At 69.5% G+C, this 16,130-nt stretch carries 9 protein-coding genes and 1 riboswitch; of the genes, 6 read left to right on the top strand and 3 right to left on the bottom strand.

Annotation, left to right across the window (positions count from 1 at the left end; genetic code table 11):
• Positions 1 to 75: 75 nt before the first annotated feature.
• Entirely contained in the window at positions 76 to 2,451 is a 2,376-nt protein-coding gene (locus MZV50_RS25455) for an ATP-binding protein (RefSeq protein WP_252632130.1), read from the top strand.
• Here the strand turns inward: MZV50_RS25455 and MZV50_RS25450 are convergent.
• Complete coding sequence (locus MZV50_RS25450) at positions 2,429 to 3,961, bottom strand: helicase HerA-like C-terminal domain-containing protein (protein WP_252632129.1); 1,533 nt, start codon at positions 3,959 to 3,961, stop codon at positions 2,429 to 2,431. The two genes, MZV50_RS25455 and MZV50_RS25450, sit on opposite strands and share 23 nt — an antisense overlap.
• A gap of 100 nt (positions 3,962 to 4,061) precedes the next feature.
• On the opposite strand from MZV50_RS25450, the gene MZV50_RS25445 reads away from it, so the two are divergent.
• The 3 genes from MZV50_RS25445 (at position 4,062) to MZV50_RS25435 (ending at position 11,685) form a co-directional block, all read left to right on the top strand.
• Complete coding sequence (locus tag MZV50_RS25445; protein WP_252632128.1) at positions 4,062 to 5,174, top strand: AI-2E family transporter; 1,113 nt, start codon at positions 4,062 to 4,064, stop codon at positions 5,172 to 5,174.
• Between the two features lie 299 nt (positions 5,175 to 5,473).
• The gene (locus MZV50_RS25440; protein ID WP_252632127.1) at positions 5,474 to 10,315 is read left to right on the top strand and encodes an NAD-glutamate dehydrogenase; all 4,842 of its coding nucleotides are present in this window, start codon (positions 5,474 to 5,476) and stop codon (positions 10,313 to 10,315) included.
• Positions 10,316 to 10,374: 59 nt separating this feature from the next.
• Positions 10,375 to 11,685, top strand: a complete 1,311-nt coding sequence (locus MZV50_RS25435) for an MFS transporter (protein ID WP_252632125.1) — start codon at positions 10,375 to 10,377, stop codon at positions 11,683 to 11,685.
• A 14-nt stretch (positions 11,686 to 11,699) separates the two neighbouring features.
• On the opposite strand, the gene MZV50_RS25430 is transcribed toward MZV50_RS25435, so the two are convergent.
• Entirely contained in the window at positions 11,700 to 12,452 is a 753-nt protein-coding gene (locus MZV50_RS25430; RefSeq protein WP_252632124.1) for a dienelactone hydrolase family protein, read from the bottom strand.
• Positions 12,453 to 12,471: 19 nt separating this feature from the next.
• Positions 12,472 to 14,061 carry a bifunctional phosphoribosylaminoimidazolecarboxamide formyltransferase/IMP cyclohydrolase gene (gene purH / locus MZV50_RS25425; RefSeq protein WP_252632123.1) on the bottom strand — a complete coding sequence of 530 codons (1,590 nt, stop codon included), beginning with the start codon at positions 14,059 to 14,061 and terminating at the stop codon, positions 12,472 to 12,474.
• 26 nt (positions 14,062 to 14,087) lie between these two features.
• Positions 14,088 to 14,168, bottom strand: a riboswitch (ZMP/ZTP riboswitch).
• 722 nt (positions 14,169 to 14,890) lie between these two features.
• On the opposite strand from purH, the gene MZV50_RS25415 reads away from it, so the two are divergent.
• Positions 14,891 to 15,640 carry a cation diffusion facilitator family transporter gene (locus MZV50_RS25415; RefSeq protein WP_252632122.1) on the top strand — a complete coding sequence of 250 codons (750 nt, stop codon included), beginning with the start codon at positions 14,891 to 14,893 and terminating at the stop codon, positions 15,638 to 15,640.
• Positions 15,634 to 15,840 carry a hypothetical protein gene (locus MZV50_RS25410; RefSeq protein ID WP_252632121.1) on the top strand — a complete coding sequence of 69 codons (207 nt, stop codon included), beginning with the start codon at positions 15,634 to 15,636 and terminating at the stop codon, positions 15,838 to 15,840. The genes MZV50_RS25415 and MZV50_RS25410 overlap by 7 nt, the downstream gene beginning before the upstream one ends.
• Positions 15,841 to 16,130: the final 290 nt, after the last annotated feature.

The following is a 16,130-nucleotide window of genomic DNA, read 5'->3' as shown; positions in this document are numbered from 1 at the left end:
CATGACACGTTAGGCGAAAGCCGAGCGGAGCCATAAGGCTCCGTGGCGTATCGGTAGGGCGGGGACGTAACGAGCGTGCTGGGACGGACGGCGATCAGGTTCGTGACGGCGGCCGACCGGCGCGAGCTGCGTTACGGGTTGGCGTTGCTGTCCGTGCTGGTCGCCCTGGCCGCGCGCATCGCCGCGGTGCTGGTCACCGACGTTCCGCTGAACTTTCCGACCTTCTTCGTCGCCGTCCTGGTCGCGGCCATGGTCGGCGGCCTGGGGCCGGGCTTCCTGGCGCTGGGGCTCAGCGCCGGCATCGCCTGGCGGTTCTGGATGTCGGCCGACGGCTCGTGGTTGCTGCACACGCGCGAGAGCGTGCAACTGGGCATGTTCGTGCTGTGCGGCGGGCTGATCGTCGTGCTGGTCGAGGCGATGCGGATCGCGGTGCGCGCCGGTCTGGCCGCCGAGGAGCGCTTCCGTTCGGTCCAGGAAGTGTCGCTGGACGCCTTCGTGATCCTGGAGCCCGTGCGCGAGGCCGGCAAGGTCGTCGACTTTCGCTGGACCTACGCCAACCCGATGGCCGACACGATGCGGCCGATGGGGACGTCCAGCCTGGTGGGGCGGCGGGTGCTGGACGTGTTCCCCGACGAGACGGGCCGCGACATGGTCCAGCGCATGGTGCGGCTCCTCGAAAACGGCGGTCCCGACGATATCGACGTGCGGCGGGTGATCGACGGCGAGGAGCGGTGGATCCGCTCCAGTGGGGTGAGGCTGGGCGGCGACCTGGCGGTGACCTTCCGGGACGTGACCCAGGAGCGGCGCGCGGCGGCCGCCCTGCGCAGCAGCGAGGAGCTATTCCGGGGTGTCGCCAACTCGGCGCCGGTGCTGATCTGGGCGACCTCGGCGCGCGGCCAGGCGGACTGGTTCAACCAGGCTTGGCTCAACTTCCGGGGGCGCACGCTGGAGCAGGAGCTGGGCGAAGGCTGGCTCAGCGGCGTGCATCCCGAGGATCGCGAAAGCGGCTTGGGGGCGGCGGATGCCGCGGCCGACCGGCGCGAACCTTTCAACGTCGCCTTCCGACTTCGCCGGGCCGACGGGGCCTGGCGATGGATCAACAGCGTCGGCGCGCCGCGCTTCGACGAGTCCGGAGGCTATCGCGGCTATATCGGCAGCTGCTTCGACTTCACCGAGACGGTCGAGGCGCGCAAGGACCTCGAGGACCGCGTCGCCGAACGCACCGCCGCCCTGCAGGCCAGCATGGCCGAGACCGCCCGCGCCCAAGCAGCGCTCGCCCAGGCCCAGAGACTGGAGACGGTCGGGCGGCTGACCGGCGGGGTGGCGCACGACTTCAACAATCTGCTGACCGTCATCGTCGGCGGGCTCGACATGATCCTGCGGCGACCGGACGACACGACGCGGGTCAAGCGTCTGGCCGAAGCGGCCCTGGCCGCTGGCCAGCGCGGCGAGCGGCTGACCCGCCAGCTGCTGGCCTTCTCGCGAAACCAGGAGCTGAAGCTGGAAGTGGTCGACGTCGGGGCCCTGCTGGACCAGGCGGAGCCGCTGCTGCGGCGCGCGGCGGGCGAGGCCATGACCCTGACGATCCGGCGCGACGACGCCGGGGTGCGCTCGCGCGTCGACGCGGCGCAGTTCGAGGCGGCGCTGCTGAACCTGGTGGTCAACGCCAGCGACGCCACCGCGACCGGCGGTGAGATCAGCATCGCGGTCGAGCCGGTGACCTTGGCCGCCGGCCAGGTTCTGGACACCGCGCCCGGCCGCTATGTCCGCGTGGCGGTCAGCGACACCGGCGCGGGCATGCCGCCCGAGGTGTTGGCTCGGGTCTTCGAGCCGTTCTTCACGACCAAGGAGGTCGGCAAGGGCACCGGCCTGGGCCTGGCCCAAGTCTATGGCTTCCTGCGCCAGTGCGGCGGCGGGGTCAGCATCGACAGCGCCGAGGGCCGCGGCACTTCGGTCGCCCTCTACCTGCCGGCCACCGACGCGCCGGCCACCTTCGCCGCGGCCCGAACGGACGCGAACCCGCCGGGACGGCTGGAAGGCGTACGGGTGCTGCTGGTCGAGGACGACGCGGCGGTCCGCGAGATCGCCGGTGGTCTGCTGCGCGATCTCGGCTGCGCGGTGACCACCGCCGAGAATGGCGTCTCGGCCATCGAGGCGCTGGAGGAGGGCGCGCCGTTCGATCTGCTGATGTCGGACATCATCATGCCGGGCGGCGTCAGCGGGGTGGACCTGGCGCGATCCGCCTCGGCCCACCGGCCGGACATGGCCGTCCTGCTGACTACCGGCTACGCCGGCGACCGGATGGACGTCGCGCCGGCCGATCTGCCCTGGCCGGTGCTGCGCAAGCCGTTCCAGGTGGACCAGCTGGCCGAGATGGCCTCGGCGCTGCTGGCCGATCGCGAGACGGCCGCGGCCGGCCAGCCTGGTGTCAGCGCCGCCGGCGACCGGTGAGGCCGCCCAAAAGGCCGCGCATCAGTTCGCGGCCGGCGGTGGAGGCTACCGTGCGAACCAGCGTGACCGCGAAGGCCTCGGTCATGGTCTGGCGGTTGGACGCGCGGGGCCGGCTCTCGCGAGCCTCGCGCGCCGCCTCGCGTTCACGGACCTTGGCCTCGGCGACGTCCCGCTTGTCCTCCTCGGCCTGTTCGCGCGCTTCGTCGGCCTGGCGTTGAGCCCGCTGGGCCCGGCCCTGCAGGATCTCGTAGGCGGAGTCGCGATCCTTGAGCTGGTCGTATTGGCCGGCGACCGGACTCCTGGCTTGCACCGCCGCCCGCTCCTCGGGGGTGACGGGCCCCAGGCGTGAGGCTGGCGGGCGGATCAGGGTCTTCTGCACCACTCGCGGCGCGCCCTTCTCGTCGAGGGTCGAGACCAGAGCCTCGCCGACGCCCAGGGCCTGGATGGTCTCGGCGGTGTCGAAGCTGGGATTGACGCGGAAGGACTGGGCGGCGGCCTTCAGGCCCTTCTGGTCAGCGGGGGTGTAAGCGCGCAAGGCGTGCTGCACCCGTGCGCCCAACTGACCCAGCACCGCATCAGGAATATCGGCCGGGTTCTGGGTGACGAAATAGACGCCGACGCCCTTGGAGCGGATCAAGCGCACGACCTGTTCGATCTTTTCCAGCAGCGCCTTGGGCGCGTCGTTGAACAGCAGGTGGGCCTCGTCGAAGAAGAAGACCAGTTTCGGCTTCTCTGGATCGCCGACCTCGGGCAGCACCTCGAACAGCTCGGACAGCAGCCAAAGCAGGAAGGTCGAGTAAAGCTTGGGCGATTGGATCAGGCGGTCGGCTGCCAGCAGGTTGACGTAGCCGCGACCCGCCGCGTCGGTGCGCATCAGGTCGGCCAGGTCCAGGGCCGGCTCGCCGAAGAAGTGCTCGGCGCCCTGGGTCTGCAGGGTCAGCAGCTTGCGCTGGATCGCGCCGACCGTGGCGGGGGCGACGTTGCCGTATTGCGTGCCGATCTCGTCGGCGTGGTCGGCCACGTATTTCAGCGCCGCCTGCAGGTCCTTGAGGTCCAACAGCAGCAGGCCGTCCTGATCGGCGACGTGGAAGGCGATGGTCAGCACGCCTTCCTGCACGTCATTCAGCTCCAGCAGGCGCGAGAGCAGTAGCGGGCCCATCTCGGAGATGGTGGTGCGGATCGGGTGGCCCTTCTGGCCGAACAGGTCCCAGAACACCACCGGCGGCGCGGCCGGTGTCAGGGTCAGCTGCATCGAATCGGCGCGGGCCAGCATCTTCTCGTTCGGCGTCCCGGGCATGGCGACGCCGGACAGATCGCCCTTCACGTCGGCGGCGAACACGGGCACGCCAGCGTCCGAGAAGGCCTGGGCCAGCACCTGCAGGGTCACGGTCTTGCCCGTGCCGGTCGCGCCGGCCACGACGCCGTGGCGGTTGGAGCGGTCCAGCCGCTGCGTCACCGGACCCTCGCCGAGGCCCACCAGGATCTCGTTCTCGCCAATGGACAGCGACATGGGCACAAACTCCGTCAAAGCTTGTTAGAGCCTAACCGGGCCCTTGCGTCGCGCCAATCGGCCTGGGCAATCTCGGTCGCGTTCCTGGAGACTTTCATAGATGCCGGCCCCCGCCCCGCCCCCCGTCACCACCCGCAACGCGGTGGTGTTCCTGGCCGTGATCGCGGGCGGCGCGGCGCTCTACCTGACTCAGGGCATCCTGACGCCGCTGGCGCTGGCGGTATTCCTGGCGGTGATGGTCGACAGCTTTGCTCGTGTGCTTCTGCGCGTGCCGGGCTTTCCCAAGCGCGCCGCCTTGCCGGCCGCAGTGGTGCTGTCGATCCTGCTGTTTGGGATGTCGTTCTGGGTGGTGATCGATAACGGCCGAGGGTTCTTCGACCAGCTCAAGGACTACGCCCCGCGCTTGAACGGGATCATCGCCCAGGTGGCGCACGCCATCGGCATCCGAGTGGCCCCGACGATTGACAGCCTGATCAACCAGCTCAACCCCCAGGCCTTCATCGGCCGGGCGGCGCAGTCGTTCGGCAACTTCGCCTCCAGCGCGGTGCTGGTGCTGATCTATTTCGGCTTCATCATCGCCTCGCGGCGCGGCTTCGCGCGCAAGATCGTCGCGTTGTTCCCGCATCATGCCGAGCGCGAACAGAACATGAAGCTGTTCCAGCGCATCCGCGACGGGGTGGAGCAATATCTGTGGATCCAGACGGTCACCGGCCTGATGATCGCTATCGCCGCCTGGGTGGTGATGATGCTGGTGCGGCTGGACAACGCCTTCTTCTGGGCCTTCCTGATCTTTCTGGCGGCCTATATCCCGATCCTGGGCGGGGCGATCGGCTGCTTCCTGCCGCCGCTGTTCGCCCTGGTGCAGTTCCCCGACAGCCTGTGGCCGGCGATCATCCTGTTCGGAGCCCTGCAGGGGATCTTCTTCGTGGTCGGCAACGTCGTCCTGCCGCGCATGCAGGGCGACAGCCTGAACATGGATCCGACGGTGGTTCTGCTGTCCCTGGCCGTCTGGGGCGCCCTGTGGGGCGTGCCCGGCATGTTCCTGTCCACGCCCCTGACCGTCGCGGCCATGCTGATCTTGGCCCAGTTCGAGGGTTCGCGCTGGATCGCCATCCTGCTGTCCGAGGACGGCGACCCGCAGGGCGAGCGGAGCCTGTCCGCCAAGGACGGCCATGGGCCCGCGCCCGACAAATCCCCGGGCCGAAAGACGTAGGGGCGAAAGAAATGCGGGCGCCCCTTAAACCGCCGGTCTTGGTCCCTATCTATGCTCTGTCCGGCCTCCCCCACCCGGACAAACCGCAGATCCGGGCAGGCATCGCCGCCTTGATCGAAGCGGAAGACGCCCGCCTTACCCCAAGCGGGCCTGCGCCGCCGGCTTTCCCCCAGCCGGCGGCGTTTCCGTCTCGCACGCGCGGCTTTGCGCTGGCACGAATTCTTTCAGATTTCCGAGTTAGCGGTTGAAGTAACGCCTGATAGGGCTAGGTTGCGGCCAAAAATTCTCGAGGAATTCCCATGATCGGTGAAAAAAACGACCTCAAGTCGATTGAGGCTCCGATCGGTCCGCTAGTAAACGCGTTCGCCCAGGCTCTGGGCCTGTCCGTCGAGGCGCTGTCGCCCGCCGCGCGCGGCTTCGCCGCCCAGGCCCAGGATGACTGGTCCTCCGAGGAGCTGCCTGGCCTGGACGTCGCCGACGTGGGCCGCGCCCTGGCCGACTTCTGGCGTTTCGGTGAGAGCGCCAAGGACCTGTCCGAGCCGGCGATCCGGGTGCGCCGCGCCGAAGGCGGCGAGACCCCTTCCGATCTGCTCGAGATCGTCCAGCCCGACCGTCCGTTCCTGGTCGACAGCATCATGGGCGAGGTGTCCGAGGTCGGCTTCTCGGTCCGGGCCATGTTCCACCCCGTGGCCGATTGCGGCGGCGTGCAGCGCTCGATGATCCAGATCTGGCTGGCGCCGGTGGGCGAGGACCGTGAGGCGGCCCTGGTCGCGAGCGTGCGCGAGGCGCTCTCCGACGTGGCCATGGCCGTGAAGGACTTCGAGCCCATGCGCGCCCTGATGCGCCGCACGATCAGCGAACTGCAGGCCGCCAAGACCCCGGTCTCGACCGAGGAGAAGGCCGAGGATCTCGACTTCCTCGACTGGCTCGAGAGCGACCACTTCGTGTTCCTGGGCGCGCGCGTCTACGAATATCCCCGCACCGCCGACGGCGGCTACGCGGCCGAGGAGCCGCTGTACCAGCCCGAGGGCAGCCTGGGCGTGCTGCGAGATCAGGCCCGCACCGTGCTGCGCCGAGGCAGCGAGCCGGCCATCCTGTCGGCCCAAATCCGCACCCATATCGACATCGGCGATCCGATCGTGGTGGCCAAGTCGAACCTGCGCTCGCGGGTCCACCGCCGCGGCTACATGGACTATGTCGGGGTGCGCCGGTACGGCGCCGACGGCAAAGCCTCGGGCGAGGTCCGCTTCGTGGGCCTGTTCACGGCTGAGGCCTACGAGACGCCGGCTCACGAGGTGCCGCTGGTCCGCCGCAAGGTGGTCCATATCCTGGAACGCGCGGGCAAGGATCCGAACAGCCACAACGGCAAGCGCCTGCGCAACATCCTCGAGACCTGGCCGCGCGACGAGCTGTTCCAGACCGACGAGGGTCAGCTGCTGGCCACGGCCCTGGGCGTGCTGCACCTGTACGACCGGCCGCGCGTCAAGCTGTTCACCCGCCGCGACCCGTTCGACCGTTTCATCTCCGTGCTGCTGTTTGTGCCGCGCGACCGGTACGATTCCGGCGTCCGGGCCCGCGCCGGCGACATCCTGGCGCAAGCGTTCCGAGGCCGGGTCTCGGCCTATTATCCCAGCTTCTCCGACGCGCCGTTGGCCCGCGTGCACTATATCTTGGGCGTTACGCCGGGCGACCACGCCGAGCCCGACCTGGCCGCCGTCGAGGCCGCCATCGCCGAGACCGCCCGCACCTGGGAGGACCGCTTCGAGGCCGCCGTCCGCGAGGGCCAGACAGGCCGGGTCGTCCAGATCTTGAACCGTTACGCCGGCGCCTTCCCGCCCGGCTATCGCGACCAGTACGACGCTGACGAGGCCCTGGCCGACATCCAGGTGATCGATGACTTGGCCGAAGGCGAGGCGGTTCGCGTCCGCGCCTTCCGGCGTCCGGACGACAGCGCCGTGACCTTCCGCTTCAAGCTCTATCGTCCTGGCGCGGCGGCCCCGCTGGCCGACGTGCTGCCGATCCTGGAGCACATGGGCCTGAAGGCCCTGATCGAGGAGGGCTTCAAGGTCTCGCCGGACGGCCAGCCGGTCTGGGTGCACGAATTCGTCCTGCGCGACGAGGCCGGCGAGCATCTGGTGTTCGCCGACATCAAGCAGGCCTTCGAGGCCGCCTTCGTGGCCATCTGGACGGGCCGCGCCGAAAGCGACGGCTTCAACCGCATGGTGCTGGAGCTGGGCATCGGCTGGCGCGAGGCGGCGCTGATCCGCGCCCTGGCGCGCTATCGCCAGCAGACGGGACTGGACCCCAGCCAGGGCGTTCAGGAGCAGGCGTTGGCCGACCATCCGGGCGTCACGCGCCTGATCCTCGATCTGTTCCAGACCAAGTTTGATCCGGCCGTCCGCGCCGACCTGGCCGCGCGCCAGGAGCAGGCCAAGGCCGTCCAGGCCAAGATCGTCGAGGCGCTGCAGGCCGTCGAGAGCCTGGACTCTGACCGCGTGCTGCGCCGCCTGGCCGCCCTGGTCGGAGCGATCCAGCGGACCAACTTCTACCAGCCGGCCGCCGACGGCGGTCCCAAGCCCTACATCAGCTTCAAGATCGCCTCGCGCGAACTGGAAGACCTGCCGGCGCCCAAGCCGTTCCGCGAGATCTACGTCTCGGCGCCGCATGTCGAGGGCGTGCATCTGCGCTTCGGCCCCGTCGCCCGCGGCGGCCTGCGCTGGTCGGACCGTCGCGACGACTTCCGCACCGAGGTGCTGGGCCTGGTGAAGGCCCAGCAGGTCAAGAACGCCGTCATCGTGCCGGTCGGTTCGAAGGGCGGCTTCTATCCCAAGCAATTGCCGCGCGGCGGCGACCGCGACGCCATCCAGGCCGAGGCGATCCGCGCCTACAAGACCTTCCTGTCGGGCCTCCTGGACCTGACCGACAATCTGGACGCCGAGAACAACATCGTGCCCCCGGCCTCGGTTGTCGTCCATGACGGCGAGGATCCGTACCTGGTCGTCGCCGCCGACAAGGGCACGGCGACCTTCTCGGACATCGCCAACGGCGTGGCCGAGGACTACGGTTTCTGGCTGGGCGACGCCTTCGCCTCGGGCGGTTCGGTCGGCTACGATCACAAGGTCATGGGCATCACCGCCCGCGGCGCCTGGGAAGCGGTCAAGCGCCACTTCCGCGAACTGGGCAAGGATATCCAGACCGAGACCTTCACCGCCGTCGGCGTCGGCGACATGTCGGGCGACGTGTTCGGCAACGGCATGCTGCTGTCCAAGCAGACCAAGTTGCTGGCCGCCTTCGACCATCGTCACATCTTCGTCGACCCGAACCCGGATCCGGCCGTGTCGTGGGCCGAGCGCGACCGGATGTTCAAGCTGCCGCGCTCGTCGTGGGACGATTACGACAAGTCCAAGATCTCGCAGGGCGGCGGCGTTTTCGCCCGCAGCCTGAAGAGCATCCCGCTGTCGCCGGAAATCCGGACCCTGTTCGAGATCAAGGCCGAGGCCGTCTCGCCGGCCGAGCTGATGACCGCGATCCTGAAGTCCAAGGCCGAGCTGCTGTACCTCGGCGGCATCGGCACCTATGTGAAGGCCAAGAGCGAGAGCAACGCCGACGCCGGCGACAAGGCCAATGACGCCATCCGCATCAACGGCGCGGACCTGCGGGTCAAGGTCGTGGGCGAGGGCGCGAACCTGGGTCTGACCCAGGCCGGGCGGATCGAGTTCGCGCAAATGGGCGCAGGAGGGGCCGGCGGCCACATCAACACCGACGCCATCGACAATTCGGCCGGCGTCGACAGCTCCGACCACGAGGTCAATATCAAGATCCTGACCGGGATCCTGGAGCGCGCCGGCGAGCTGACGCGGCCCGATCGCAACACGTTGCTGGCCTCGATGACCGACGACGTGGCTCACCACGTGCTGGAGCACAATTACGACCAGACCCTGGCCCTGACCTTGCTGGAGAGTGACGCCGCCTCCGAGGTCGACGCCCAGATCCGCTACATGGGCGACTTGGAACAGCGCGGCCGCCTGGACCGAAAGGTCGAGGGGCTGCCGACCAATACGGCGCTGCTGGAGCGCAAGGCATCCGGCAAGGGCCTGACCCGGCCGGAACTGGCGGTGCTGCTGGCCTACGGCAAACTGGACCTCTTCGACGAGATCGTGGCCAGCCAGGCGCCGGACGATCCGTGGTTCGAGGCCACCCTGCGCGGCTATTTCCCCAAGGGCCTGGATCGCTACGCCGACACCATGCAGAAGCACCGGCTGAAGCGCGAGATCATCGCCACGGTGGTCGGCAACCAGATGGTCAACATGTGCGGTCCGACCTTCGCCAACCGCCTGAAAGCCGCCGCCGGGGCGGACGTCGGCGCGGTGGTGGTGGGCTTCACCGCCGCCCGGGAGATCCTCGGCGTCGACGACCTATGGGATCAGGTGGGAGCGCTCGACAACAAGGCCTCCGCCGATGGCCAGACGGCGCTCTACAAGGCCCTGGCTTACGCTCTGCGCAGCCTGAGCTTCTGGCTGGCCCGCCGGGCTCATCGTGACAAGTCGACGGTCAGGCAACTGGTCGAGGCCTATGGGCCTTCGGTCAAGACGCTGACCGGCATGGCCCCGGCCATCCTGTCGCCGTTCGAGCAGAAGGCCGTCGCCAAGCGGACGAAGGCCTATGTCGCCGACGGCGCGCCGGACGCCTTGGCCCAGGCCGTGGCGGCCCTGCAGCCGCTGACCACGGCCGCAGACCTCGTCGACCTGGCTAACGCCTCTAGCTGGAGCGTCGAAAACGTCGCTCGCCTGTACCATCAGGTCGGGGCGGCCTTCGGCTTCGACCGCCTGCGCGGCGCGGCCGGCTCGTTCGTCGGCGGCGACAGTTTCGAGCGCCTGGCGGTCCGTCGCCTGATCGAGGATATGCTGACCGAGCAGACCGCGATCACCCAGGCGGTGCTGAAGTTCGCCGCTAACGCCCAGGCCGGCGAGGACGAGGCCGCGGCCAAGTCCGCCATCTCGTCCTGGGCCGCCCTGCGAGGCGATCGTCCCCGGACGGTCAAGCGCACGATCGAGGACATCGAGCAGGCGGGCGGCGGCTGGACCTTCGCCAAGCTGACCATCGCCAACGCAGCGCTGCGCGAGCTGTCCAACGCCGCCTAAAGGTTCTGGTCCCTTCGCCTCCTCTCGCTTACGAGGGGAGGCGACAGGGAGCGTGGAGCATGGACCAGGGTGATCGCCGCCGCGCGGCGTGGGCGCTCTACGAGTGGGCGCAGCAGCCGTACTGGGCGCTGATCGCGACCTTTATCTTCACGCCCTATTTCGCGGCCGGCTTCGTCGGCGACGCGGCCCGGGGGCAGACCTTGCTGGGCTATGCCGGGGCGGTGTCGGGCCTGGCCATCGCGATCCTGTCGCCGATGGTCGGGGCCAGCGTCGACGCGCGGCGCAATCCCCGAGCCTGGCTGGTCGGCCTGGCCTTTCCGTTCGTCATCGCCAGCGCCGGCCTGTGGTGGGCGGTCCCGGGCGAGACCGGCCGCGTCCCGCTGATCCTGGCCTGCCTGGTGGTGGCCGGGGTCGTGGCCGAGCTGGGCGTGACGGTGGTGAACGCCCTGTTGCCGGTGGTCGCCAAACCGGGGCAGGTGGGACGCCTCTCCGGCACCGCCTGGGCCCTGGCCTATGTCGGCGCCTTGCTGACCCTGTTCATCGTCCTTTTCTGCTTCTCGCTGCCCAAGGTCCCGATGCTGGGCCTGGACAAGGCGCTGCACGAGCCTGACCGGATCGTCGGGCCGATGGTGGCCCTGTGGTTCCTGGCCTTCGCCTGGCCGCTGATGCTGATCGCGCCCCGGCCGCCGTCGATTGGCGACGCCAAGCCGCTGGCTCAGCTGTGGGAGACGATCCGCGGCCTGCCCAGCCGGCCGCACATGGCCCGCTTCCTGATCGGCCGCATGCTGCTGGGCGATGGCATTTCTAGCTTCATCGCGTTCGGCGGCGTGCTGGCCGCGGGGTTGTTCGGGTGGACGACGACGCAGCTGGGCCTCTACGCGATCCTGCTGTCAGTGGCGGCCGGGATCGGCACCTTCATCGGCGGGCGGATCGACCAGAAGATCGGCTCAAAGGCCACCGTGCTGCTCGCCACCGGCGTCATCCTGTTCGGCGCAGTCGGGATCGGGATGGTCGGCAAGGACACGATCTTCTTCCTGCTGCCCGTCGCTCCCGCCCAGCCCGGCGGGGCGCTGTTCTCGAGTACGCCCGAGCGGATGTTCCTGTTCTTCAGCCTGTTCGTCGGCCTGACCTTCGGCCCGGCGCAGTCGTCCTTGCGCGCCTGGATGGCCGAGCTGGCTCCGGCCGGCGAGACGGGCCGGTGGTTTGGCCTCTATGCCCTGTCTGGCAAGGCCACCGCCTTCATGGCCCCGCTGGTCATCGCCGTCGGCACCAAGCTGGTCGGCGACCAGCGCATCGCCGTCGTCGTCTCGGCCGCCTTCATGGCCCTGGGCGCCCTGGTCCTGGCGCGGGCCCCGCGCACGGCGCCTTAAGCGCAGGGCCTGCCCTAGGCGCAGGCTTTCAGGGCCCCGCCGAAATAGGTCTGGACCTCCGCGAACAGGTCGGGCCGGTAGCGGGCCCGGGGGTCGTTGGCCTTGTTGTCGTCGAAGGCGTGGGTGGCGTCGGGCAGGAACATCTGGTCGACGACGAGGCCGTCGCGCGCCAGGCGGTCCAGGGCCAGCTTCGGCGCCTTCCAGCCGACCACCTGGTCCTTGCCGGCGACGACCGACCAGACCGGCGGCGCTCCCTCGCCCCAGCCGTGTCGGGTGGTCAGGGCCGGATAGCCGGCGAACGGATAGACCAGCAGCGCCCCCTTCACCGCTCGCCGCAACCGCTCCGGCGCCGCGTCGGCCAGGCCGGTGATCGCCGCCGCCCGCTCGCCCAGCGCATAGGCGTCCATGATCGTCCAGCCGCCATGGCTCCAGCCCGCCAGAAAGACCTGCGACGGATCGGCCCAGGCCTGCCCGTCCAGCCAGGCCAGCATGGCGAAGAGGTCCGCCGCCCGTCGTCCGCCCCGCACCCGCAGGCCGGTGCAGACGGTCAGCTTGGCGTCCAGGGGCGAAAGGCCGCGCGGCTTGAAGGAATCGACCACCACGGCCGCCCAGCCGGCCGCGACGGCAGTCCGGGCGTAGTCCTCGAGGAAAGGGGTCTTGCCGCCGCAGCCGTGAAGGATCAGCGCCACCGGGAAGGGGCCCAATCCCGCGGGCTTGAACACCCGGGAGTGTCGGGCGACCTGTTCGCCCCAGGCGGCGCTGTCCATGGGTCCTCTCGGAAAGGCGCTAGTGGCGGAACACTCGCACGCCGGTGAAGGCCATAGTGAGGCCAAGCTTGTCGGCCGCCTCGATCACTTCCGGATCGCGCATCGAGCCGCCCGGCTGGATGATCGCGGTCGCCCCGGCCTCGGCGGCCTGGATCAGGCCGTCGGCGAACGGGAAGAAGGCTTCCGAGGCGCAGGCGCACCCCCGGAGGTCCAAGCCGAAATCAGCTGCCCGAAGGGCAGCGATCCGCGCGCTGTCCTTGCGGTTCATCTGGCCGGCCCCGACGCCCAGGGTCTGGCCGGCGCGGGCGTAGACGATGGCGTTGGACTTGACGTGCTTGCCGACGGTGAAGGCGAACAGCATGTCGCGGATCTCTTCTTCCGTCGGCGCGCGCTTGGTGACGATCTTCAGGTCCGAGGCCTTGATGCGGGCGTCGTCGCGGGACTGCACGAGGAAGCCGCCGGCCACGCTCTTGAATGTGTCGCCGGTCGAAAGCGGGTCGGGCAGGGCGCCGGTGACCAGCAGGCGCAGGTTTTTCTTGGCCGCGAACACGGCGATGGCGTCGTCGTCGGCCTCGGGGGCGATGACCACCTCGGTGAAGATCTCGACCATGGCCTCGGCCGCCTCGCGGGTCAGGCGCGAATTGACCGCCACGATGCCGCCGAAGGCCGAGGTCGGGTCGCAGGCCAGGGCCCGTTCATAGGCCTCGCGCTGATTGGCGCCGACCGCCACGCCGCAGGGGTTGGCGTGCTTGATGATCGCCACGGCCGGACCGGCCGCCGGGTCGAACTCGGCGATCAGTTCGAAGGCCGCGTCGGTGTCGTTGATGTTGTTGTAGCTGAGTTCCTTGCCCTGCAGCTGGGTGGCCGTGGCCACGCCCGGACGTGGGTTGGGGAAGGTGTAGAAGGCCGCCTTCTGGTGCGGGTTCTCGCCATAGCGCATGGTTTGGCGCAAGCTCCCGGCGATCGACTTGCGGGCCGGGAAGTCCTGGCCCAGCGCTTGCGCGAACCAGGCCGAGATCGCCGCGTCATAGGCCGCAGTGCGGGCATAGGCGCGGGCTGCCAGGGTCTGGCGCAGGGCCAGGGTTGTCCCGCCGGCCTTCAGGGCCTCCAGCACTTCGGAGAGGTCGGCCGGATCGGTGCAGACGGCGACATAGCCATGGTTCTTGGCCGCCGAGCGGATCATGGCCGGGCCGCCGATGTCGATGTTCTCGACGCACTCGGCGTAGCTGCCGCCCTTGGCGACGGTCGCCTCGAACGGATAGAGGTTCACATAGAGGATATCGATGCCGCCGATGCCGTGGTCGGCCATGGCTTGCGCATGTTCGGGAGCATCCCGAACGCCGAGAAGCCCGCCGTGCACCACCGGGTGCAGGGTCTTGACCCGGCCGTCCATCATCTCGGGGAAGCCCGTCAGGTCCGAGACGTCCTTGACGGGGATGCCGGCGGCGGCGATCGCGGCCTTGGTGCCGCCGGTCGAGACCAGCTCGACGCCGGCGGCGTGCAACACCTGGGCGGCCTCCACGAGGCCGGTCTTGTCGGAGACCGACAGCAGGGCGCGCTTGGGGGCGACGAGATCGGGGGCGGACGGATAGTCGGGGGTGGCGGGCACGGCGGACTCCAGGTCTGTTGCGGTCAGAAGGGAGCCCAGGCGCGCGGCTTATGCGTATCGAGCTCCCCGGTGGTCGCCCACCTTCAACGCCAGTCACTCGAACGCGGCGGAAAATACGGGGGCGGGCGGGGGAGTCAATCAAGGACTCCCTTCCCCTCGATGGGGAAGGGCCGGGGATGGGGTGACTGCTGAGTGGGCGGCGGTGCGCGGCGTCGGCCGCCGTATGCACCCCACCCCTGCCCCTCCCCATCAAGGGGAGGGGGCGTGCTTCATCGGCCTCGCGCCGTGCGGCTGCGAGTTGATGGAAAGGGACGCGGAGCGCCGGGCCACGCCCGGAGTTGGATAGAGTTGATACCGTTTCGACGAAGCCAGGACGCTCCGCGCGACCGTTATCCGCCAGCGTCCCGTCAGGTGGCCCTGTTCAGGCCTTACCGGGACCCGGGCTTCTGAGTTTCCTCGGAAGTCCGAAGGTCGAAGAGGGCGGATCAATACTGATCAGGACAGACCCTTTTGCCTTCAACCACGCCGACGGCGGGCGGGTCTGGCCAGCAACCAGATCCCCGGACCGTCCGAGTATCCCCCTCGGACCTGTCCCCGCTCGATCGCCCCCCGCCGCCACGATGGTCGCTGGCCACGCGCCCTTTCCTCCCGACGAGGTGGGATCATTGTGCGGGCGAGTTGAACGCGGATCATTCGGCGGCGTCTTAAATCGACAAGCGGTTGATTTTGCTGGCTTCGATCTCGCGAATTCCGAGGATACAGGCGCTCCAATCCCCGTGCTTCGCGCCGAAATCCGGAACGCCGCCATGGGCGCCGGCGTTGCCGCCCCATGGCGTCGGCTCCCAAGACCAGCGGTTCGCACAGGGTGGTGTTCGCGGCCCTGGCCGGCAACCTGGCCATCGCCGCGACCAAGTTCGTGGCCGCCGCCCTGACCGGCTCGTCGGCCATGCTGACCGAGGCCATCCACTCCACCGTCGACACCGGAAACCAGGGCCTGTTGCTGCTGGGCCTGGCCCGCGCCGGCCAGCCGCCCAGCCGCACCCACCCGTTCGGCTACGGCATGGAGCTCTATTTCTGGTCGTTCGTGGTGGCCCTGATGATCTTCGCCCTGGGCGGGGCGGTGTCGGTCTATCAGGGCGTCCACAAGATCCTCGCGCCCGAGCCGATCGACCGCGCCTGGATCAACTTCCTGGTCATCGGCCTGGCCATCCTGTTCGAGGGCGGCTCGTTCCTGGTGGCCTGGCGCGAGTTCAAGACCGTGCGCGGCGACACCCCGTTCTTCGCCGCCCTCAAGGGCAGCAAGGACCCGTCGATCTTCGCCGTGCTGCTCGAGGACGGCGCGGCCCTGCTGGGTCTGGCTTTGGCCGCCCTGGGCGTGGCCGGCGCGGTCGCGGGCCTGGCCTGGGCCGACGGCGCGGCCTCGGTGGCCATCGGCGTCCTGCTGGTGCTGGTCGCCGCCTTCCTGGCCAACGAGACCCGCAGCCTGCTGACCGGCGAGGCCGCCGCCCCCGCATCGTCGAGGCCGTCCGCAAGACCCTCGCCGACGACCCGCGCGTCGAGAGCGTCACCGAGGTGCTGAGCATGCACCTGGGCCCGCGCGAGATCCTGCTGGGCGTCACCCTGGACTTCTGCGACGACCTGACCGCCACCCAGATCGAAGACGCCGCCGACCACTTCGCCGCCCTGATCCAGGGCGTGGACACGCGGATCACCCGGGTGTTCGTGCGGTCAGGACGGGCGAGGGCGGCGTATGAGCGGGGGCGGGTGGAAGCGCCCTGAACCCTTCTCCCCTTGCGGGAGAAGGTGGCCCGGAGGGCCGGATGAGGGGTTGATCGCCCGGTCCGTCCCGCGCCCGGCCTGACCGCCCTCGCGGCGGCCCCGTCCTTCGACCCCTCACCCGACCGCCTTCGGCGGCCACCCTCTCCCGCAAGGGGAGAGGGATTGGAGCAGTGAACCCGCCCTTCCGCCCCGGAAGAGCGCCCGCCTTACATCTCACGGCGAGACGATCGCAGGGCTGATCAGGTCACTCAAGGACCGCCCCCCGGGCGGCCGCTCCGCGGCGGCGAAGC

This window comes from Caulobacter segnis (genome assembly GCF_023935105.1).
In the GTDB taxonomy this organism is placed as follows: domain Bacteria; phylum Pseudomonadota; class Alphaproteobacteria; order Caulobacterales; family Caulobacteraceae; genus Caulobacter; species Caulobacter segnis_B.
Note: the sequence above shows the minus strand (reverse complement) of the source record. Positions and strands in the feature narration are given on the sequence as shown.